This window comes from Proteus vulgaris, assembly GCF_033708015.1.
Lineage (GTDB): Bacteria > Pseudomonadota > Gammaproteobacteria > Enterobacterales > Enterobacteriaceae > Proteus.
Genome location: NZ_CP137920.1, coordinates 1,442,107 through 1,462,592, shown reverse-complemented (window position 1 = coordinate 1,462,592; position 20,486 = coordinate 1,442,107). Strand labels below are relative to the sequence as shown.

The 20,486-nt window shown below is 38.5% G+C and carries 30 protein-coding genes and 1 tRNA gene; 23 read left to right on the top strand and 8 right to left on the bottom strand.

From position 1 onward, the window contains the following. The first annotated feature begins 7 nt into the window (after nt 1-7). From SB028_RS06800 to SB028_RS06725, 16 genes are all read left to right on the top strand, one after another. On the top strand, nt 8-271 hold the full coding sequence (locus tag SB028_RS06800) for a hypothetical protein (protein WP_069367903.1): 264 nt from the start codon (nt 8-10) through the stop codon (nt 269-271). A gap of 62 nt (nt 272-333) precedes the next feature. Continuing rightward, a complete protein-coding gene (locus SB028_RS06795) occupies nt 334-534 on the top strand; it encodes a hypothetical protein (RefSeq protein ID WP_069367902.1) in 201 nt (66 codons plus the stop codon). A 22-nt stretch (nt 535-556) separates the two neighbouring features. Further along, a complete protein-coding gene (locus tag SB028_RS06790) occupies nt 557-748 on the top strand; it encodes a DUF551 domain-containing protein (protein ID WP_063693272.1) in 192 nt (63 codons plus the stop codon). Between the two features lie 53 nt (nt 749-801). Beyond that, nucleotides 802-957, top strand: coding sequence for a hypothetical protein (locus SB028_RS06785; RefSeq protein WP_170110775.1), 156 nt, complete (start codon nt 802-804; stop codon nt 955-957). 7 nt (nt 958-964) lie between these two features. Next, nucleotides 965-1,219 carry a hypothetical protein gene (locus SB028_RS06780; protein WP_318859986.1) on the top strand — a complete coding sequence of 85 codons (255 nt, stop codon included), beginning with the start codon at nt 965-967 and terminating at the stop codon, nt 1,217-1,219. Continuing rightward, nucleotides 1,216-1,437, top strand: a complete 222-nt coding sequence (locus SB028_RS06775) for a hypothetical protein (RefSeq protein WP_216483069.1) — start codon at nt 1,216-1,218, stop codon at nt 1,435-1,437. Before SB028_RS06780 ends, SB028_RS06775 begins: the two co-directional genes overlap by 4 nt. A gap of 107 nt (nt 1,438-1,544) precedes the next feature. Further along, nucleotides 1,545-2,360, top strand: coding sequence for a recombinase RecT (locus tag SB028_RS06770; RefSeq protein ID WP_318859982.1), 816 nt, complete (start codon nt 1,545-1,547; stop codon nt 2,358-2,360). Further along, nucleotides 2,357-3,055, top strand: a complete 699-nt coding sequence (locus SB028_RS06765; protein ID WP_159287667.1) for a lambda exonuclease family protein — start codon at nt 2,357-2,359, stop codon at nt 3,053-3,055. Before SB028_RS06770 ends, SB028_RS06765 begins: the two co-directional genes overlap by 4 nt. Then, nucleotides 3,045-3,602 carry a single-stranded DNA-binding protein gene (locus SB028_RS06760; protein WP_172767685.1) on the top strand — a complete coding sequence of 186 codons (558 nt, stop codon included), beginning with the start codon at nt 3,045-3,047 and terminating at the stop codon, nt 3,600-3,602. The genes SB028_RS06765 and SB028_RS06760 overlap by 11 nt, the downstream gene beginning before the upstream one ends. 250 nt (nt 3,603-3,852) lie before the next feature. Continuing rightward, nucleotides 3,853-4,173 carry a hypothetical protein gene (locus SB028_RS06755; protein ID WP_318859980.1) on the top strand — a complete coding sequence of 107 codons (321 nt, stop codon included), beginning with the start codon at nt 3,853-3,855 and terminating at the stop codon, nt 4,171-4,173. Next, entirely contained in the window at nt 4,173-4,658 is a 486-nt protein-coding gene (locus tag SB028_RS06750; protein ID WP_318859978.1) for an ASCH domain-containing protein, read from the top strand. Before SB028_RS06755 ends, SB028_RS06750 begins: the two co-directional genes overlap by 1 nt. Next, the gene (locus SB028_RS06745) at nt 4,658-4,885 is read left to right on the top strand and encodes a hypothetical protein (protein WP_318859977.1); all 228 of its coding nucleotides are present in this window, start codon (nt 4,658-4,660) and stop codon (nt 4,883-4,885) included. Before SB028_RS06750 ends, SB028_RS06745 begins: the two co-directional genes overlap by 1 nt. A gap of 158 nt (nt 4,886-5,043) precedes the next feature. Further along, nucleotides 5,044-5,610 (top strand): hypothetical protein, encoded by a 567-nt coding sequence (locus tag SB028_RS06740; RefSeq protein WP_318859975.1) that lies wholly within the window; start codon nt 5,044-5,046, stop codon nt 5,608-5,610. Then, nucleotides 5,597-6,199, top strand: a complete 603-nt coding sequence (locus SB028_RS06735) for an MT-A70 family methyltransferase (protein WP_318859974.1) — start codon at nt 5,597-5,599, stop codon at nt 6,197-6,199. Before SB028_RS06740 ends, SB028_RS06735 begins: the two co-directional genes overlap by 14 nt. 7 nt (nt 6,200-6,206) lie before the next feature. Beyond that, the gene (locus SB028_RS06730) at nt 6,207-6,407 is read left to right on the top strand and encodes a hypothetical protein (protein ID WP_318859973.1); all 201 of its coding nucleotides are present in this window, start codon (nt 6,207-6,209) and stop codon (nt 6,405-6,407) included. A gap of 204 nt (nt 6,408-6,611) precedes the next feature. After that, a complete protein-coding gene (locus tag SB028_RS06725; RefSeq protein ID WP_161669813.1) occupies nt 6,612-6,818 on the top strand; it encodes a helix-turn-helix transcriptional regulator in 207 nt (68 codons plus the stop codon). A gap of 3 nt (nt 6,819-6,821) precedes the next feature. On the opposite strand, the gene SB028_RS06720 is transcribed toward SB028_RS06725, so the two are convergent. Continuing rightward, nucleotides 6,822-8,006 carry a tyrosine-type recombinase/integrase gene (locus SB028_RS06720; protein WP_318859970.1) on the bottom strand — a complete coding sequence of 395 codons (1,185 nt, stop codon included), beginning with the start codon at nt 8,004-8,006 and terminating at the stop codon, nt 6,822-6,824. Nucleotides 8,007-8,170: 164 nt separating this feature from the next. Then, a tRNA-Ser gene (locus SB028_RS06715) sits at nt 8,171-8,258 on the bottom strand. A gap of 182 nt (nt 8,259-8,440) precedes the next feature. Between SB028_RS06715 and tusE the strand changes: the two genes are divergently transcribed. Continuing rightward, the gene (gene tusE, locus SB028_RS06710; RefSeq protein WP_023581360.1) at nt 8,441-8,770 is read left to right on the top strand and encodes a sulfurtransferase TusE; all 330 of its coding nucleotides are present in this window, start codon (nt 8,441-8,443) and stop codon (nt 8,768-8,770) included. Nucleotides 8,771-8,804: 34 nt separating this feature from the next. Here the strand turns inward: tusE and SB028_RS06705 are convergent, their stop codons facing one another. Then, on the bottom strand, nt 8,805-9,086 hold the full coding sequence (locus SB028_RS06705) for an acylphosphatase (protein ID WP_069368774.1): 282 nt from the start codon (nt 9,084-9,086) through the stop codon (nt 8,805-8,807). Nucleotides 9,087-9,281: 195 nt separating this feature from the next. Between SB028_RS06705 and hspQ the strand changes: the two genes are divergently transcribed. Next, nucleotides 9,282-9,602, top strand: coding sequence for a heat shock protein HspQ (hspQ, locus tag SB028_RS06700; protein WP_171729935.1), 321 nt, complete (start codon nt 9,282-9,284; stop codon nt 9,600-9,602). A 79-nt stretch (nt 9,603-9,681) separates the two neighbouring features. On the opposite strand, the gene SB028_RS06695 is transcribed toward hspQ, so the two are convergent. After that, on the bottom strand, nt 9,682-10,095 hold the full coding sequence (locus SB028_RS06695; RefSeq protein ID WP_069368775.1) for a CoA-binding protein: 414 nt from the start codon (nt 10,093-10,095) through the stop codon (nt 9,682-9,684). A gap of 137 nt (nt 10,096-10,232) precedes the next feature. Here SB028_RS06695 and SB028_RS06690 point away from each other — a divergent pair, with 137 nt between their 5' ends. Continuing rightward, entirely contained in the window at nt 10,233-10,691 is a 459-nt protein-coding gene (locus SB028_RS06690; RefSeq protein WP_069368776.1) for a methylglyoxal synthase, read from the top strand. A gap of 2 nt (nt 10,692-10,693) precedes the next feature. On the opposite strand, the gene helD is transcribed toward SB028_RS06690, so the two are convergent. Further along, nucleotides 10,694-12,745: a DNA helicase IV gene (gene helD / locus SB028_RS06685; protein WP_069368777.1), complete on the bottom strand. Its 2,052-nt coding sequence runs from the start codon at nt 12,743-12,745 to the stop codon at nt 10,694-10,696. 114 nt (nt 12,746-12,859) lie between these two features. On the opposite strand from helD, the gene yccS reads away from it, so the two are divergent. Beyond that, nucleotides 12,860-15,028: a YccS family putative transporter gene (gene yccS, locus SB028_RS06680; protein ID WP_069368778.1), complete on the top strand. Its 2,169-nt coding sequence runs from the start codon at nt 12,860-12,862 to the stop codon at nt 15,026-15,028. A gap of 70 nt (nt 15,029-15,098) precedes the next feature. Here the strand turns inward: yccS and SB028_RS06675 are convergent, their stop codons facing one another. Continuing rightward, nucleotides 15,099-15,707: a TfoX/Sxy family DNA transformation protein gene (locus tag SB028_RS06675; protein ID WP_069368779.1), complete on the bottom strand. Its 609-nt coding sequence runs from the start codon at nt 15,705-15,707 to the stop codon at nt 15,099-15,101. Nucleotides 15,708-15,936: 229 nt separating this feature from the next. Here SB028_RS06675 and sulA point away from each other — a divergent pair, with 229 nt between their 5' ends. Beyond that, the gene (sulA, locus tag SB028_RS06670; protein WP_069368780.1) at nt 15,937-16,494 is read left to right on the top strand and encodes an SOS-induced cell division inhibitor SulA; all 558 of its coding nucleotides are present in this window, start codon (nt 15,937-15,939) and stop codon (nt 16,492-16,494) included. Between the two features lie 347 nt (nt 16,495-16,841). Beyond that, the gene (ompA, locus tag SB028_RS06665; protein WP_069368781.1) at nt 16,842-17,945 is read left to right on the top strand and encodes a porin OmpA; all 1,104 of its coding nucleotides are present in this window, start codon (nt 16,842-16,844) and stop codon (nt 17,943-17,945) included. A gap of 199 nt (nt 17,946-18,144) precedes the next feature. Here the strand turns inward: ompA and matP are convergent, their stop codons facing one another. Next, the gene (gene matP / locus SB028_RS06660; protein ID WP_069368782.1) at nt 18,145-18,606 is read right to left on the bottom strand and encodes a macrodomain Ter protein MatP; all 462 of its coding nucleotides are present in this window, start codon (nt 18,604-18,606) and stop codon (nt 18,145-18,147) included. Nucleotides 18,607-18,785: 179 nt separating this feature from the next. After that, a complete protein-coding gene (gene tnpA / locus SB028_RS06655; RefSeq protein ID WP_069368784.1) occupies nt 18,786-19,211 on the bottom strand; it encodes an IS200/IS605 family transposase in 426 nt (141 codons plus the stop codon). Between the two features lie 56 nt (nt 19,212-19,267). Here tnpA and SB028_RS06650 point away from each other — a divergent pair, with 56 nt between their 5' ends. Further along, nucleotides 19,268-20,437: an RNA-guided endonuclease TnpB family protein gene (locus SB028_RS06650; protein ID WP_318860131.1), complete on the top strand. Its 1,170-nt coding sequence runs from the start codon at nt 19,268-19,270 to the stop codon at nt 20,435-20,437. Nucleotides 20,438-20,486 lie beyond the last annotated feature (49 nt).

The window sequence follows — 20,486 nt, the reverse complement described above, 5'->3', positions numbered from 1 at the left end:
GTGATGTATGGAGTTTAAGCATAGTCCAGCGCCGTGGCATTTAAGGGGCGGAGTAATTAAAAACTCTCTTTTGATTGATGATAATCATAACGTTGTAGCATCCTTTCTCACTGAAATTAAAGAAGAAGATGCTCATCTAATCGCATCAGCACCAGAGTTATTAGAGCAGTTAATAAGACTTCGCAATAAAATTGCAAGCTATAAACCAGATGATGACGACAATTTAGATACCACTGACGCTGTAATCGCAAAAGCCCTCGGTCAGCAGTAACCCACCACTTAATCATTCATATCACTATTAATAGTGAGGAATACGCACATAAGGAATTAATTATGAAATTCACAGAAGCAGAAAGTAATCCGATGGCAGGACGCAACAAGCCAATTCAAGCAGTAACTATCGGTAAGATGACTATTTCACAGTTTGGTGATGGTCAGCTTTGGATAGAAGAGCCAAGCGGTGAGCATGGCGGTTCATTTAAAGAATCTGATATCGCCAATTTGCTCGAAGAATATCATGCCAAAAACTTCTAAACGCACATAAGGAACATAGGAAATGGCAAATGATAATAACGGCTGGATTCGCTGTGATGATGAACTTCCGTTAGCAAGTAAACGAGTTCTTATCACAACAATATACGGAAATGTTGTTGAAGCGAGCCGAGTGAAGGGTAATAGATTTAATCGACTTGGACAAGAAGTGATAGCAACTCACTGGCAGGAATTACCAGAACCAGCAAAGCAGTAACCCACCGCGCCAACACCAGATAACCACCCTATCGCTCACCTAGCGAGGTAACAATGAAAACTAACTATTACAGCGCTATGCGTGATTGCATGGCGGTGCGTATCACTACGCCTCAAGCACGTAAGAATAAACGTACAAGCCCATGGTTATTCAGTTTAGCTGTGGTCATTGTGACAACCGTTGGCGTAATACCGACATTTGTAAGCTGAGGTGATTATGCAAATTTCATACAGCTACTCGAACGGAACTTGGGTAGTAGACGGCAAAACAGTCATGGAATTTGACGAAAGTAGCAAGCTCAGTATTGAGATAGGAAGTTTCGCTGACTTGGCTAAATTAACGGGAATCGACCCCGTGGAAGCACTGCAATGGATTATGCAGTTCGACAAGGAAGAGATTGACAGGATTGTCAATGAAGCAAGCAAGGATGCTCCTATTTCTAAACTGGCTCTGCTAAGGAGGGTTGCGTGAATCCTTACCATGAACTTGACGCAATGGAAGAGCGAAGACAAGAAGAAGCATCATGGATTGATGCAAAGGACGCTGAGTTAAGTAATGTCGCATTTAACGTGGTTGATGGATTACCAAAGGATATTACCAGTCAATGGAGTGACAGCGTTTTCGATATGACAATTGATGGTCTTTACAAGGAGTTAAAGAGCTATCAGGAACGTAGGAGGATGTCGTGACAAATGCAGTTCAAAAAATATATGAGGTTGTAAATCCTCTTAAAAATGAGTTCGAACAAGTGTGTAGCGAGCCAAGCATTGCATTCAAAAGGGAATCTGAATTTGCCATGCAAATATTCGCGAACAATGATTATCTGGCAAATGTTGCAGTTAATAACCTTGTGTCAGTTCGTAGTGCGATCATGAATGTATCAGCTATCGGAATTAGTTTAAACCCAGCGCAAAAGTTGGCTTACCTAGTTCCTAGAGACAAGAAAGTATGTCTCGATATCAGTTACATGGGCTTGATGCATATTGCTCAACAATCACAGGCTATTAAGTGGTGTCAATCAAGCATTGTTCGACAAAATGATAATTTCCAACTCACATCAATAGATACCGCACCCCGCCACGAATACAACGCCTTTGCCACTCAGGAACAGAGAGGTGAGATTGTCGGAGCTTACACGGTAGTAAAAACAGAAGATGGGGATTATCTAACTCACACAATGCCTATTGCTGACATCCACGCAATCCGTGACCGCTCAACAGCATGGAAAGCTTGGATATCAAGGAAAAAATCATGCCCTTGGGTAACTGACGAAGAGCAAATGATCCTAAAAACAGTAGTGAAACAAGCAGCCAAATACTGGCCACGTAGAGAGCGTTTAGATAAGGCTATTGATTATGTTAACACCGAGGCTGGAGAAGGTATTGATTTTGGAAGTGAGCAACAAGAACCAAAGGACATAACGCCAGCAAGCGAAGATCAACTGAAAACCATTACCGATTTGATGATTAAAGTTAATGGCGAGTGGAGTGACGCATTCTTCGCATTCATTAGTAGAAAATTCAACCATCAAATATCCCATCCAGAGCAATTAACCGCATTTGAAGCCAATACCATTATCGACATGCTAAGGAAAAAGGCAGAAGGGAAATGATTAGTAATGACATCATTCTAAGCAAAACAGGCATCGATTTAACCAAAGTAGAGCAAGGAAGCGAAGAATGGATGTCTATCAGGCTCGGTGTAGTAACTGCCTCTGAGGCATGGAAGGTTATCTCTAAGCCAAAGTCAGGGAAAAAATGGACAGACACAAAGAAAACATATTTAAACACCCTTATTGGTGAAGTCTGTACAGGAGTTTACAAGGAAGTATCAGCAAGGACGCTGGAATGGGGTAAAAACTACGAATTAGAAGCAAGGATGACATTCGAGTTTTACACCGGATTAACGGCAAAGGAAGTGCCAATAATATTTAAAGATGAGCAACTACGGATAGCTTGCTCACCAGACGGCATTTGCAGTGATGGCTCTGGATTGGAGCTTAAATGTCCTAATAACACGGACGTATTTATAGACTTAGCATTGAATGGAATCGATGCAATGAAAAAGGAATATGTGGCTCAAGTTCAATATTCCATGTGGGTTACAGGTAAGGATATCTGGCACTTTGCAAATTTTGACCCACGCATGCCGGCAGGGAAAGAAATCGCATATTTCCTTGTTGAGCGTGACGAAAAAATGATGAAAGAATTCGACGAGTTAGTGCCTGAGTTCATCGAAGTAATGGATCAGGGGTTAAACAAGTTAGGCATTCAATTTGGCAATCAATGGAGTGTATATGGCAAGTAAAGGCGTGAATAAATGTATTCTTATTGGTCACTTGGGGCAAGACCCTGAAATTCGATACATGCCATCAGGTGGCGCTATTGCAAATCTCACATTGGCCACATCGGAATCGTGGCGTGATAAACAAACTGGTGAGATGAAAGAAAAAACTGAGTGGCATCGAGTGTGCATCTTCGGCAAATTAGCAGAAATTGCAGGTGAATATCTGCGTAAAGGTTCACAAGTGTATATCGAGGGTTCTCTTCAAACTCGTAAATGGCAAGACCAAAGCGGACAAGACCGATACACAACGGAAGTTGTTGTGAATATCGGTGGAACAATGCAGATGCTAGGTGGTAATAGTGGTAATCAGGCAGGAAGCCAGAAGCCTCAGCAGAATCAAGGATGGGGACAACCTCAGCAACCGCAAGCACCGCAAGCACCGCAAGCACCGCAACAACAACCTAAACAACAAACACCACAAAGTGAACCTCCGATGGATTTCGATGACGACATCCCCTTTGCCCCTATTGGACTCCCCTACCCACGCCACGCTATTTATGTGATTTAACCAAAGGATATAACCATTACTCAGTGCAAGGATGCAAACAGGAGATAGATATGAAAGGAAAACGGTATCAATGCCATGACTGCGGAGATGAAACAAAAATAATCCAATCTTATGATCAGACGTCAGATACATACGGTTTCATAATTCAATGCCTTAATTGTGGATATGAGGCTGGTCTATTCGACACCATTGAAGATGCGGAGATGGTGATTAAGTGTAACTCGCAGGGATGCAATGAAGAGGAATGAATATGAACAGTTTTACACATTATGGGCAATTTATGAAATTTACACCGCCAGAACCAGACCCTAAGAATGTTTGTAATCTTTGTGGTGGTAACGTGGGTAGAGACAATTTAATTACCAGTAAAAATGCAAATATTTGCTTCGAGTGCTCAGATTTGGCGAAGGAAATGGCAGATGAAAAGCGTAAGCATATAGCTAAAAAAGAAATAGAACGTATCGCAGCTGTTATTTCTGCTGGTAATAAAGGATTAATTGATTTAGGTATGGCTACTGCTTATATGTACGCCGAGCGATTATATAAAGCTGGATATAGAAAGGTGGAGTGATGAAAGACAGAATCAAGTTTAACGATGCAATGTTATCGGCTGTCATGGATGGCAGAAAAACTCAGACGCGCAGACCTATTGATAAGGAAACTCTCCGCGTGTTCGATATCGCCTCAGAAGTTGGAGAGTGCTTTCCTCTTGATTGTAACCCTGATGAACCATTTGAAAGATATCATCTTGAATTTTTTCCATATGGTGAAATCAACAGCATCATCAACATTGCCGACAAGGACGGTAATATCAAAGGGAAAATTGAAATTACTGATGTTTGGGTTCAGCAAGTTCAGGAGATATCACAGGATGATGCTCACGCTGAAGGATTTGAGCTTACTGGGTGGATACCTACTTATGGCGACCCAGACAGTGGCGGAGAGACATTCACACCATACGATAAATTCGCTGACGCATGGATAGGTATTTACGGCGAAGACAGCTGGAATAATAACGAGTGGGTATGGGTGATTGAGTTTAAAAAGGTGGAGTGATGGGTAAATCAAGACGGCAGTTTGAGGAATGGTCTGATGGTAAAGATTTATACAATATCTCGCCATTTGATATATGGAAAGCATCACGCGAGAGTTTAATTAATGGTTTGGAGCCGGTTGGTTATATAACATCAAGCGGGTTCGATAATATAAAAGAATATGGATATACCCATCTCAATGAAGAAAGAAGTGAAAAAATAAATATACCACTCTATAAATTAGATTAAACAACCATGCAAATAATCGGATATGTATTACTCATGCTAATACAGGGTTCTGCTGTGCCTGTAACGGAAGATTTATACACGCAATCGGAATGCAATAAACGTGCTGAATATTTAATGTCAGTGAGGAATGTTGAAATAGTTTGTGGGGGGGTATTCAGATGAGCGAAATTAAATCACTAGCAGATGGTGATGAATTAAATAACGAAACATGGAATAACTTTATTGAGCGGCTTAAATATCACAATCAAGGTGAAGGTGTTAATTATCATGCAACCTCTTACCCTATCTTCACTGTAAGAGAGAAAGTAACCGTTACTGGCAGTGAAGATGATAACGTGGGTATTTGCTGTGAAGGTGAATACTTCGATGATGTTAATGATGCGTTCGACTGGCTAAATGAAGAAACAAAAAACACACTGAAATCTAAATCCGAAGAAGATGCTAAGTGCTCATGGAGCAATTTAAGCGACTACGACAAAGCTAACTCAATCATTGATGTTGTTGACGACTCATATATTTACTACTGGAAATGGGATTACAGAACAGTAAATTCGCATCTAACCAAAGAAGCCGCAGAACGATTTATTAAGAGCAAACAGCACGACTACGGCAAGTTATCAATATATGTTGAATCTGCTTATTGGTGTTGGGAATTGCGAACAATAATTGATGCAATGATGGATGGAAGAATTAAATACGTTGGTGATGAGAATGAAAAAGTATGACTTGATTCTCGCTGATCCACCTTGGTCTTACAATAACAAATCTTCAAATGGCGCAGCAGATAATCATTACAATACCACTCGATTTCACAAACTCACCCGAATTAAAGTACCTGAATATTCCTCTGATAACGCTGTGCTCTGTATGTGGTACACAGGCAACTTTGCACTCGAAGCTATTAAATTAGCCGAAGCGTGGGATTTTAAAGTTAAAAACATGTTCGGGTTCGCATGGGTTAAATTAAATAAAAATGCAGGAGATAGAATAAATAAAAAACCGCCAGAGGACTTTTTCGATTTTATGGAAATATTAAATAATGAGACAAAAATTAATTGCGGTAATTACACCCGTCAAAATGTCGAAATGTGTTTAATAGCCACAAGAGGTAATGGATTACCTCGTCAATCTGCAAGTGTTCGACAAGTTATTTATTCATGTTTAGGTGAGCACAGCGAAAAGCCAAAAGAGGTACATCATCGTTTGGAGGAATTATACGGAGATGTTCCTCGACTCGAATTATTTGCAAGAGAGAAATATGGTGATTGGGATGTATGTGGTGACCAAGCGGAAGAAAGTATTCAATTAATATAGGTGAATTATGGAAATCAGAATTCATGGTGATGTTAATGATATAGAAAAGATGGCAATAAATGCAGCCTTAAATATCCACGATAAAAGCAAGAAAGGATTTCGAATAAATCACAGAGTTAAAATTAAAAATACAATTTATAACGTAGAAATAGAAAATTGCCCAAACTCTCTCAGAGTAATAATGAGAAATAAAAGGCAAGGGCTATGAACGCACAAGCAATGGAAAACGCACGAAGGCAAATAGCAAAGGAATGCTTAATTGAACTCAGAAGCCACGGAATACCCAACGACAAACTAACCACTCAGATCCTCGATAAATACACACCGAAGTTTAAGCCTCTAAATCACATGAACTATCAGGACAAGATGGTCCTATCGTATTACCTACGGAAATTACAAAAGGAAGAGAAAGATGGAATATAAATTATTACGTTTGGATGAAGTTTTAGATAGAACAGGATATAGCAAGTCATGGACTTACAAATTAATAGATAAAGGAGAGTTTCCAAAGCAAGTTAAAATAGGCTCTCGTTCGGTTGCTTTTATTGAAAGTGAAATTAACGAATGGATAGAGCAACGAATTAATAACACTCGCTGCCCTGAAAAAACTATCAATTGAATTTCATTTCTTTTTACTTCTCAGCTCATCTATATAATCAGCATACCACTGCATCATCTCCCTTCTACCCTCCAAATACAGCGCATGGTTATAAGTACCACGGATAGAGTTTTTATCAACATGAGCAAGTTGTAACTCTATCCACGCTGTATTAAATCCTTTCTCATGCAATATTGTGCTCATGGTGTGTCTAAAGCCGTGACCAGTAGCTCTGCCTCTATAACCCATTCTTCCAATCATTGTATTTATTGCCATTTCGGACAGGTGTTTTTTATGGTTAGTTCGGCTAGGAAAAATATACTGGTAATCGCCACTTATTGGCTGTATTTGACGCAGTAAAGAAATCACCTGATCTGACATTGGTACAACATGAACCCTCCCCATCTTCATTATTTTTTCTGGTAGTTTCCATGTTCTACTTTCAAAGTCGATAAATGACCATTCTGATTTTCTTAGCTCTCCTGGTCTTAAACCAGTAAGCGTTAAAATGTTTAAAGCAGTTCTTACGATCTGACTTCCTTGGTACTTGTCTACCGAAGATAAAAACTCAGGTAATTCATCAGCTAATAAGTACGGATAGTTTTCTCGTTGATGTGGAATAAACGCACTAGCTAAATCTGGGGCGGGATTATATTCAGCTCGTCCAGTTATGATGGCATATTTCCAAACCTCACCACAGCGCTGACGAACTTTTTTTAATTTCTCTGTAACGCCACGCTTTTCCATTATCGAAAGCACTTCAAGCAATTCGAGAGGTTTAATCTCTGCTATTGGGCGATCACCAATGTATGGGAAAACATCATTTTCAAATGCTTCCATCATGTCATCACGGTAACCTTCAGACCATCGGTATTTTCTTCCCTCATACCACTCTAGAGCAATGTTTTTAAACGTATTGCTTCCCTCGAATTTTGAATCCCTTTTCTTATCCTTCTTTATCTTATTGGGATCAACACCATCAGATAACTGCCGTTTTGCGTCATCCCTTTTCTTTCTGGCTTCCGCGAGAGTTATCGTTGGGTAGACACCGATAGCTAAAACTTTTTCTTTGCCATCTATACGGTATTTTAATCTCCAATATTTACTTCCCGATTTTGTAACTAATAGATATAAACCTCCTCCATCAAATAGTTTGTAGTCCTTTTCTTTTGGCTTACTGCTATCAACTTGCTTAACTGTTAGTTTCATATTGGGGGTATTAAATATTAAGGGGTATAATGTTCCCCCATTTGTACCCCAAAAAAATGGAGCTTTCAAGAGACGTTAAGAGACTTTAGGAGACAATGATTTAGTGATAAGGCTTGATTTTACTGGATTTGGGAGACTTCAGGAGACGCTAGGAGATGTTGAGATGGCGGAGGAGGAGAGATTCGAACTCTCGGATGGTTTCCCATCGGCGGTTTTCAAGACCGCTGCCTTCAGCCGCTCGGCCACCCCTCCGCAATGGGGAGCAATATAAACACCTAAGCTTATGTTGTAAAGCCCTTATTGTACTGTTTGCCTTAAAATTAAACGCATTACAAGCCAATGGCTTAATTTATCAACGATTCATGGGTTCTACTTGGGTATTTTCCTTATTTTTGCTAAATTAACGGTATTATTTTTGATTGGTTGCTGCACACATGTTTGTATTTAACGGAAAAGAAATCGAAACCGATAGTCACGGTTATTTAAAAAATAGCAATGAGTGGAATGAAGATATGGTTCCAACATTAGCTGAACTAGAAGAAATTGAACTTACAGAGCAACATTGGGAGATCATCCGTTTTGTTCGCCAGTTTTATTTAGAATTTAATACCTCTCCCGCCATTCGTATGTTAGTAAAAGCGCTTGCACAAAAATATGGCGACGAAAAAGGAAATAGCCGTTATCTTTATCGCTTGTTTCCTAAAGGCCCAGCAAAACAAGCAACAAAACTTGCTGGCTTACCAAAACCCGTGAAATGTATTTAATATTATCTTTCGATAAACGATAATTAAAACAATATTACTCATAATGGTGGATTGAAAAATCTGCCATTTGTTCATATTCACAAGATGTTGCTGACCAAAATGTAATTTTGGCACTTTTTGGACCACCCGCTTCTAACCACTCTTCAAATTCTTTTAATGCATTTTCTTTCGCAAAGGCCTTTACTCCCACGCTACCGTCATCACGATTCCAAACATACCCTGTTATTGGTTTTTTTTTCATCCATTGAGAAGTAAAAAAACGAAAACCAACACCTTGAACACGCCCTTGAATAATATATTCTCTACCTATTTTCATATGCTCTCCTAGTCATGTTTTCCCAATAAAAATTCTGTCTAGGTTATTGTCTTTTCTTTATACAATAGATAATCTGATTTTGTGAGGTTCTTATTCATAATAAAAGTAAAGGATTATATTTTTTCAAATCCTTGAAATTTTACTTTATGCCCTCATATATATAACCAATAAGCAAGGCTATATGGAGGTGATACTATGATGATCGCCAGCAAATTTGGGATAGGACAGCAAGTTAGACATAAATTACTCGGCTACTTAGGCGTTGTTGTCGATGTGGATGCTGAATATTCCCTTGATCAACCTAATGGGGATGATATTGCATCTAATGTGACCTTGCGAGCAGCACCTTGGTACCATGTTGTGATGGAAGACGATGAAGGGCAGCCCCTTCACACTTATCTTGCTGAGGCACAGATAACCTATGAAGTTTCAGATGAACACTTAGATAATGACTCATTGGATGAATTATCTCAGTCTATTCGTAGCCAATTACAAGCACCACGATTAAGAAACTAATCCAATGAACCTACATAACCAGTAATCTGGATAAACTGTTAATCGCCGAATTTGTTTTCGGCGATTTTATTTTGGCGTATTACCAAGGAAGTCCATGTGCTTCAATTTCTTTTTTAGGACAACGATCCATTACTACACGTAATCCAGCATCTTCAGCTAAATTTTTAGCATCTTCATTAATCACACCAATCTGCAACCATAATACTTTGGCATTAATTTCAATTGCTTCTTGCGCAATTTTTAATGCTACGTCAGATTGACGAAAAACATCAACCATATCAACAGTAACAGGGATCTCTTTTAATGAGGCATAGCATTGTTGCCCCAATAAGGTTTGCCCTGACATACCTGGATTAACAGGAATAACATCATAGCCTTGTTCTAATAAGAATTTCATGACTTTATAGCTTGGGCGATCTTCTTTATTACTCGCACCAACAAGCGCAATGGTTTTAACGCTTCTTAAAATGTCATAAATGTCTGAATCCACCATTTACCTACTCCGTTCATCATGAAGATTGAAAATATTATGATACATCATAGTATCTTGATCTGTTCATAGCATATGAGATAAAAAAAAGGTATTTTGAAAACTGAAACAATTACTATGTTTATATTTAAAGGTATCAAATGGAACAAATTGACCGCACGCTCTTAAAAGAAAAAAATATCGCGCTTGTTGCCCATGATCACTGTAAAAGCTCATTGCTGGAATGGGTTGAAAATAATCGTGAACAACTGTCTCTACACAAATTATTTGCAACAGGAACTACTGGTAACCTAATTAACCATCACACTGGTCTTCCTGTGACTCAAATGCTAAGTGGCCCAATGGGTGGTGATCAACAAATAGGTGCAATGATCGCTGAAAAGAAAATTGATATTATGATTTTCTTTTGGGATCCACTAAATGCCGTTCCCCACGATCCTGATGTTAAAGCACTTTTACGCTTAGCTACGGTCTGGAACATCCCCGTTGCAACAAATCGTGCAACTGCGAACTTTTTAATTTCATCCCCTTTCTTTTCACAAGAATCTACAATTAAAATCCCAGATTACGAAGGTTATTTAAAAGAAAGATTAAAATAATCTTAAGGTTTTCGCTGCATAGGAACACCTTGAGATTTTAGCTCTGAAACAAAACAAGATGGCTGTTGTTTATTAAACAATAGCCATACTTGTTTTTTTGCTCTTGTTAAAGCGACATACATTAAACGCCGTTCCTCAGCATTAGGATAATCTTCAACACTAGGCAGTAATGCCAATTCAATAATTGATTCTCTTGCTGGTGCAGGAAAAGCATCTTTACCTTCTTGTAAACCTAAAATAATAACGTAATCTGCCTGTTGTCCTTTTGAAGCATGAAAAGTCATAAACTGCAGATCTAATTTAGGCCAACGTGTTTTCGCTTTTTTTAATAATTCTGGTTTGAGATAGTGATAACGAGCAAGTAAAAGTATCGTTTCGTTTTCTTCTACATAACCACTCATTTTATTGAGTAAACTTTCAAGTTGATCATCAGATAACAGCACGACTGACTTTTTATTCCCTTTCACTAAACTATTTAAAGGTTTAGATAACTGAACTGGATTTTGTTGAATAAATGTATTGGCAATATTCCCTATTGTGTCATTAAAACGATAAGTTGTATCCAATGCACATTCAGCACCTTCACCAAAAGAGTGATGGAAAGAAGTCGTTAATAATAACTCGGCACCGCTAAAACGATAAATGGCTTGCCAATCATCTCCTACTGCAAATAGAGATGTTTGTTTATTTTGCTGTTTTAATGCAGTTAATAATGAAGCTCTTAATGGCGAAATATCTTGGAACTCATCAACAAGAATATGTTTCCATGGACTAATAAAACGCCCTTTTTCAATAAGATTAATAGCTTGATGTAACAAGCCCGAAAAATCGATTGCATCTTCCTCTTTTAATGCAGTTTTCCAAACTTTTAATAATGGCGATAATAATTTTAAATACTTTTTAAAGGCTTCTGTGTATTCGGGTTGTACACTTTCAATCAGCGATTTTTGACTACCGCCTTTCATTCTTAATAAACCGACCCAACGCTCTAATCTTATAGCAATTTGATTTTCTAATTTTTTATCATTCCAAAAATCACCGTCAGGGATATCCCACTCAAGTTCTTGAGATAACCACTCTCGCCATCCTTTTGCTTGTGCTTTTTTCTGTTGGCACTGCTCTCTCCACTCACCTAATAATAGCGCTCTTCTTTTTTCACTATTTACTTCAAGCTCACTAATTTTGGGTTGTTTTTTTGTCGCTTGTTGAATAACGGATACTGCCAATGCATGGAACGTTTTTGCCATAATATCGACATTTAAACGGCTAGAAAGCCTTTCATTCATTTCTTGTGCGGCTTTGCGCCCAAAAGCAAGTAATAAAATTTGATCTGGCTGCGCTAATTGACGGCGTAATAACCATCCCGCTCTCGCAACTAATACCGATGTTTTACCACTTCCCGCACCAGCGAGAACAAGAACATTTTCTTCACCATTAATTACAGCACGGCACTGAGATTCATTTAATGGCGATGATTCAATCGTATTAAAAAATTCTGCATGATCATTTAATATTTGAGTTACCCATGCGGAATTTTCTTTATTAATAAGTGTTTCACCTTGCTTTAGCCATTCTAAACATTTTTGATAAAGAGTATGGCAATTATCAAATTGAATAAGGCGTTCAAGAGGAAGGGGAATAGCAGAAAAACTTTCTTTGATAGATTGTTGAATTTCACTCAGTTTAGACTGTTTTATCCATCTATTTGATTGAGTGATTTCATTAATATTATGGAGTTGCTTCTCAAGCACCTGAGCACTTATATCGCTCATTTCTTTACTCCAATTTTGCCATGATTGATAAAGATAACGATAAAACTGCTGAGTTTCTTCCCAGTCGGTTCCATGTAATCGAACAACTTTATCTTCTGGCAATAAAAATTCCAACTCCCCCCACACAATCCCTTTTTTACAGAAGATATTAATCAATTCGTTAAAAGGGATTAAATATTGATGTTTTTCACCACTGACTTCAATACCTGCATTTAACAATTTGACTCTATTATAAGGATGCTGTGCTAAACGTTGTCCCATCGGGGTGGATTTTAGTTCCATACGTAATTCCTGCAATAAATAACAAATAGTCTGTTGTTAAGCTCTTTTTAATCGGTGATAAACCCTATATTCTAAGAGGTAATTATCTTCATCTTGTTTATTTAAGGGCTTTTTGTGTTCACTTTGCTAAATGGCGCCCGCCGATTTATCTATAATAGCCACTTTTTATATTATATTCGCATAATAATCGCACTTACAGGAACGACTTTGTTTCCTTGGATTTTAGGGCAAGATCCTAAATATACAATTCCTCTCACTTTAGGTGTGGTTGCAGCAGCATTAACTGACTTAGATGATAGGCTTGTTGGCCGTTTAAAAAACCTCGTTATCACTTTATGCTGTTTTCTACTTGCTTCAGCATCAATAGGATTGCTTTATCCATATCCTATTTTATTTTTTTGCGGTTTAGCCATTTCGACTTGGGGATTTATTTTATTAGGTGCTTTAGGGCAACGATACGCAACTATTGCGTTTGGAGCTTTATTAATCGCAATTTATACTATGCTCGGTATGCCTATTTTCCCTGAATGGTATGAACAACCTGTTTTATTACTGTTAGGTGCTATTTGGTATAACTCTTTAACATTAGTTGGTCACTTATTATTCCCAATTCGCCCAGTTCAAGACCATTTAACTCGCTGTTACCAACAACTTGCAACTTACCTCGAAGCTAAAGCGACATTGTTTGATCCTGATATCGAAGATGATTATCAACATTCGCTGTATAATTTAGCAATGGCAAATAGCCAATTAATTGACACGATGAATCAAACTAAAGTCACATTATTAAGTCGATTAAAAGGTGATAGAGGCCAACGCAGTAGTCGTTTTACACTTCATTACTATTTTGTTGCTCAAGATATTCATGAGCGAGCTAGTTCATCTCATGTTCAATACCAATTATTAAGTAATGAATTGCGGCATAGTGATGTGTTATTTCGTTTTCAACGTTTACTTTCTATGCAAGCACGAGCTTGTGAACAAGTTGCACAATCTATTCTTTGGCATAAAAAATATCAGCATAACCCTTCATTAGAGCGTGCGATAAATTATTTAGAGAATGCATTAAATCATTTAAAAAATACAACTTCAGAACCACAATTAATTACGCCTTTAAATAATTTACTGCAAAATCTTCAAGGCATTGATGCGCTTTTACGAAGTATTAGTACAGAGCAATACCAAATATCCCATGACCAAAAAGAAGAAACACAACTTTCTGATGATAGTTTAACTGGGTGGCACGATATTGCACTAAGAATCAAAGAGCACCTCACACCTAAATCAGCACTTTTTAGACATGCTGTTAGGATGTCACTCGTGTTATGTATCGGTTATGCCATTATTCAATTTTTCCAATTGGATAGAGGCTATTGGATATTATTGACTAGTCTATTTGTTTGCCAACCCAACTACAATGCTACTCGTCGACGCCTTACCTTACGTGTGAGTGGTACTATTATTGGTATTTTAATTGGTTTCCCTATTTTATATTTTGTTCCTTCAATTGAAGGACAACTGGTTTTAATTGTGATAACTGGTACGCTCTTTTTCGCATTTAGAACCATACAATATGCACATGCCACACTATTTATTACTTTATTGGTTTTATTAAGCTTCAATTTGCTTGGTGAAGGTTATGATGTTGCCCTTCCTCGCATTATCGATACCTTGATTGGCTGTGCCATAGCATGGTTTGCTGTCAGTTTTATTTGGCCTGATTGGAAATTCCGTCAACTGCCTGTTGTTATTCAAAAAACAATGACAAATAACTGCTATTATCTTGATGCTATTCTTATTCAATATTACCAAGGGAAAGATAATAGTCTGAGTTACCGAATTGCTCGTCGAAATGCTCATAGCAGTGATGGGGAATTAGCCTCATTGATCTCAAATATGTCATCAGAGCCAAAAAGTTATCAAGCATCTCAAGAAGTGGCTTTTCAGTTACTTTGCTTAAATCATACTTTACTCAGTTATATTTCTGCACTTGGCGTTCATCGAGCAAAAATAGACGATGAGAACGTACTCACGCTGCTTAATGATACAGTTTGTTATATCGATTCTGCTTTACGTCGCAAAACGCCACAAGACGAAGGATTTAAGCAATCTCATGTAGAATTAATTGAAAGGATCAATCTATTACCTAATGCAGATAATCCTCGCATTCAATTAGTACTTACTCAAATCCGATTATTATTGGATCTGTTACCGCAAATTATTTGTTGCATCAAAACCATTGAGCAAGGCGAATTAAACAGCCTACCTCAACCTCAAGTTTAATCTCTTGTTGACGTTATTTTCTCTAATTTCCATAAGTACATTAGAGAAAATAACCGTCACGACTTTTATCTTATTGAAAAGATAATTCGTTGTACCAATCTAATAATTCCATTTTAAGTTGGTTAGGTAATACAGAACGATGACACCCAACGATAGCGCCTGCCAAGGAAAGTAAAAGTTCACTATTTCTCAAATTGTGCGCATGCATTAATTTTAGATAACACGCTTTAGCACCAATTAAACGCAGTTCTTCAACTTGATTAATACCAATTTGGTTCAATCTTTTTTCTAATATTACGCCTAGATTGGGTAAATCTTTTATTCTGCAAGGTTTTTTTCGTTGTCCCAAATATTCTTGGATACTGTAGTGATATGTCATATCAATATATTGATCTAATTTTTGCTGATTTTCCCATAACGAATCCGTTATATGGTAATAACGCAATATGATAGGAACTCCTTTTTTCAAATAAGTATAGGAACTCATTTTTGTTGCTTTATAGAGCGTTTCTAAAAAGCCACTTCCTTTTAAATAAAACTCACTATCAGACGTGATAGCAAACATAACATCATCAATCATTAAGCTAACACCACCGAATTGAGACTTTGTTGTTAACTCTCCATATTGCGCAATACGCGATAACAAATGAGCCTTCCTTTGCTCAGGTAAAAATAACATTGATACTCCAACACAAACTTTAAGATTGATTTTTATCTTTGAATTCAAAAACATGCATAGAAATTCACAAGGAAGACAATAAAGAATTTCCTTTTTATTGCCAATAGTTAACGACTTAAAAATAGAGATTTACATAAAATTTGAGAGGAACTTTCAAAAAAATAGGCTTGATTTAAGCGAAATATAGAGATACTGTATATTCATACAGTGCATATGGAACGAGGTAAATATGAAACTCTCAACATCATCTCCGACAAGACAGAACGCCATTCTCCAAGAGATCTCAAATGAGGTATTACCTCTATCTATCCCTTCAACAGTGGCGACTTACAATAGCGATAACGATAATAAACAAGGTATGGTGAGTGAACTTCTCTACCAAAATCCGCTCGTCATTAATCACATTCTTTTGCCATTACTGAAACAGTATAGCCATGAATCACGTTGGTTATTGTGGCTAAACCCACAACAAAAGCTAAATCGTACTTGGTTAAAAAATGCGGGATTACCACTTAATAAAATAATCCAGTTAAATCATATAAATATGATAACTACTGTTGATTTAATGGAAAAAGCATTGATGAGTGGTAATTACAGTGTAGTGCTCGGTTGGTTACCAGAAATATCGTCAGAAGAGATGAAACGACTAGAATCTGCTGCAAGTAAAGGAAAAACGCTCGGGTTTATAATGCGACAGCAAATTAATACAAATATCCATTTAGAAAGTAGTAATACATCTAAACGACATTTAAATTCCGTAAAAATTCATTCAATTCACTACCATTAGTGAAATTTAAGAGTTTTCCTAATACTCAAAACACGCTGATATCATTTAAGATAAGTCAAATGTATTTATAACCTAAATCATATAGTTACAATAAATTTAACAAAAATACAGAATCTTTCCCATTGCAGAATAAGACGGATCTTTTTAAAATTTTAAGTCAAATTTTAAAGGATTACTTGTAACTTTTTAAGTTCATTGTAGACTTTATGTCGTTAAGGTTATGCTTTAAATCCCATTTTTGGGATCATCACTTGATGAAAGCATTTGCTCCCTAACAATAATTTAACCAAGGGCAAATAATAAGGCTTAAAGCCAAATGCCTAACTTGGATGATAACGAGGCGTAAAATGAAAAAGACAGCTATCGCATTAGCAGTGGCAGTGGCAGCTTTCGCAACTGCAGCGCAAGCAGCTCCAAAAGACAATACTTGGTATACCGGTGGTAAATTAGGTTGGTCTCAATACCAAGGTACTAGCAACCAATGGAATGTAGACGGTAAAGATGTATCTATCGGTAACGGTAATACTCACCGTGACCAATTAGGTGCTGGTGCATTTGTTGGTTATCAGTACAACCAATACTTAGGTTTTGAGCTGGGTTATGATTGGTTAGGTCGTATGACTTACAAAGGTTCATATGACAACGGTGCATTCCGTGCTCAAGGTATCCAATTAACCACTAAATTAAGTTATCCAGTAATGGAAGACTTAGACGTTTATACACGTTTAGGTGGTATGGTATGGCGTGCAGATTCTTCTGCAACTAAAAACGCTACTTTACCAGCTCCAGATCAAAAACGTTTTTCTGAAAATGACACTGGCGTTTCTCCAGTATTCGCATTAGGTACTGAATACGCGATCACTCCAAACATCGCTACCCGTGTTGAATATCAGTGGATCAACAACATCGGTGATAAAGGTACTCTGAATGCGCGTCCAGATAACGGCATGCTGAGTGTTGGTGTTGCTTACCGCTTCAACCAAGAAACTCCAGCACCAGTTGTAGCTCCAGCGCCAGTTGTAGCTCCAGCGCCAGTTGTTGAGAACAAAACCTTTACTCTGCGTTCAGACGTTCTGTTCAACTTCAACAAATCTACTCTGAAAGCTGAAGGTCAAGAAGCTCTGAATGGTCTGTACAATGAACTGGCTAACATCGACCCAACTCAAGGTCGTGTAGTCGTTATCGGTTACACTGACCGTATCGGTTCACAAAACTACAACCTGCCTCTGTCAGAAAAACGTGCTCAATCTGTAGTTGATTACCTGGTTTCTAAAGGTATCCCTGCAAACAGCATCTCTGCTGAAGGTCGCGGTAAAGAAAACCCAGTTACTGGCAACACATGTGACAACGTTAAAGCTCGTTCAGCTCTGATCGATTGCTTAGCGCCAGACCGTCGTGTTGAGATCGAAATCCAAGGTACAACTGAAGTTATTGTTCCTGCTGGTCAATAATTCAAATAGTAGAATAATCTACTGTTGATGAATTCAAAACCCTGCCAATGGCAGGGTTTTTCTTTATTCCGATAAGAATGAGGTAAAAATATAAAACTAAAAAGATTTGCAGATAGGTATGAAATATCACAATAAAAATAGAGAACAAAACGACGATAAAAATAAATAATCAAAACCAATAGACCAAAAGCAATGTCACTTATTTTTCTTTATCGCGTTCTAATAATTCAATAAGCCCATCTTTTAAACTATGCACTTTTAATGCGTATTGTTCTTTTCGTTCAGCGTCTTCAATTAATTGCACTATTGTTTCTGATAATGTGACCCCTCTTCGCTGTGACAATGCAGATAAGCGTTGCCAAACTTTAAACGTCAAATCGATTGATTTTTTGCGTGTGTGTTGATGCTCAGCATTAAAATAGCGTTTTCTACGGGCACGAATAGTTTGCTTCATCCTATTAGATAAATCAGGATTCATATGCAAATCTATCCACTCTAAAACTTTTAATGGTTGTGATTCAAGAAGCAACAATTGCTCGACGACTTCATCAGCGGCACTTTTTTCTATATAACGGGTAATTAATTCACCTTCACGGTGTTTTTTTACTAGATAGGCCCATTTCCAGCCACATTCTAGGTTCTCTAATTGTTGATATTTCATATAAAATCCCGTGACAACGTAACTATATAGTAGCATATCAACAATTTTACAAAAATACTGCCACTGAACCGAAATTTTTTGACTATTTTATAAGCAAAGTTATTTTAGCGAAAAACGCTGTAAACCCTCGCCCAGTGCGGGCGGGGGTATAAGGCGAAAAGGCCGCAGGGCTTTAAAGATCAATCAAGCGTTGACTGGCTCTGAACGTAGGCTCTGAGTGTTTCAATCGTTGCCCCTCCGGTGCTACAGACAAAGTACGACCTTGACCACAAAAGTCCCGTTTTACTTTGCGTCCGTAAATGTGTGTTTTGCTGGCGCAGCAGGCGCGACGATACTGATTTCAGATTGTTGACCATCACACTGACCGCCAGTTTTGGCGGGTAAGCAACCAACAGATGCACATGGTCAGGCTCTCCGTCCATCTCAATAATTTCGCATTCAAGTTTTGCCGCAGCGGAGTCAAATACATCACGCCGTTGAGCGATCATCTGTCCGTCAAATAGCTTACGTCGATACTTTGTCGTAAAGATCAGATGCACGACCAGTTTACTGACACTGTGCCGCTTTCTGAGGGATCCCGCCAGTAAATCATCATGATTACTCAATTGATATATTGCCCTAACATGTTAAAATAAAAACATTATATCAATGAGCGCTGATGATGTTAAGAGCAACAAAAGTACGCATCTACCCAACACCAGAACAGGCTGAATATCTCAACGCTCAGTTCGGTGCGGTTCGTTTTGCGTACAACAAAGCGCTGCACATCAAGAAAGACGCTTACCAGCGGCACGGCGTAAATTTAAACCCGCGTAAAGACCTTAAACCGCTGCTTGCAGTGGCGAAAAAATCCCGCAGATATGGGTGGCTTAAAGAATATGATTCAATTGCATTGCAGCAGGCGGTGATTAACCTTGACGTGGCTTTCTCCAACTTTTTTAATCCGAAACTAAAAGCCCGTTTTCCCACGTTTAAAAGTAAGCATGGCAGACAATCTAGCTATCATTGTGTCGGGATCAAAGTCATTGATGGCGCGATAAAAATCCCGAAAATCGCACCGATTGAAGCGCGTTTACATCGTGAAATTACGGGGGCGCTGAAAAGTATCACACTGAGCCGCAGCGCAACCGGAAAATACTATGCGTCACTACTCTGTGATGACGGGGTAGAAGCACCGGCAAAGCCAACATTGATATCAAATATCACGGGGCTTGATGTGGGGCTGAGTCATTACGCCATCAAATCAGACGGCAATAAGATTGCTAATCCGCGCCACCTTATCAATGCCAGCCGTCACCTACGTCGAAAACAAAAAGCCTTATCTCGCAAGCAAAAAGGGAGTGCTAATCGCCGTAAAGCCCGAATACAGCTTGCAGGTGTACACGAACGGGTAGCCAATGCCCGTGCTGATTTTCAACACAAACTCTCTCGTGCAATTGTTGACGAAAACCAAGCGGTAATTGTCGAGACACTGAAATCGGCGAATATGATGAAAAACCACTGTCTGGCTCGCGCTATCGGTGATGCAGGCTGGCATGGTTTTATCACAAAGCTGGAATATAAAGCCGCAGAAAAAGGCGTCCATCTGGTAAAACTGGATCAATGGTTTGCCAGTTCGAAAACCTGTCATTGCTGCGGTCATAAAATGTCAGAAATGCCACTACATAAGCGTATCTGGCAATGCCCTGAATGTGGAGTTGAACATGACCGAGATATCAATGCGGCAATCAATATCCGACACAAGGGCATATTGGAATTACACGCGGCGGGACTCGTCGTTTCAGCCCATGGAGACCCGCGTAAATCCGTCGTACAGAGGGTTGCGGTCTGAGAAGTGGGAAGCCTCGCCGTTTACGGCGGGGAGCAGTCACATAATCTTT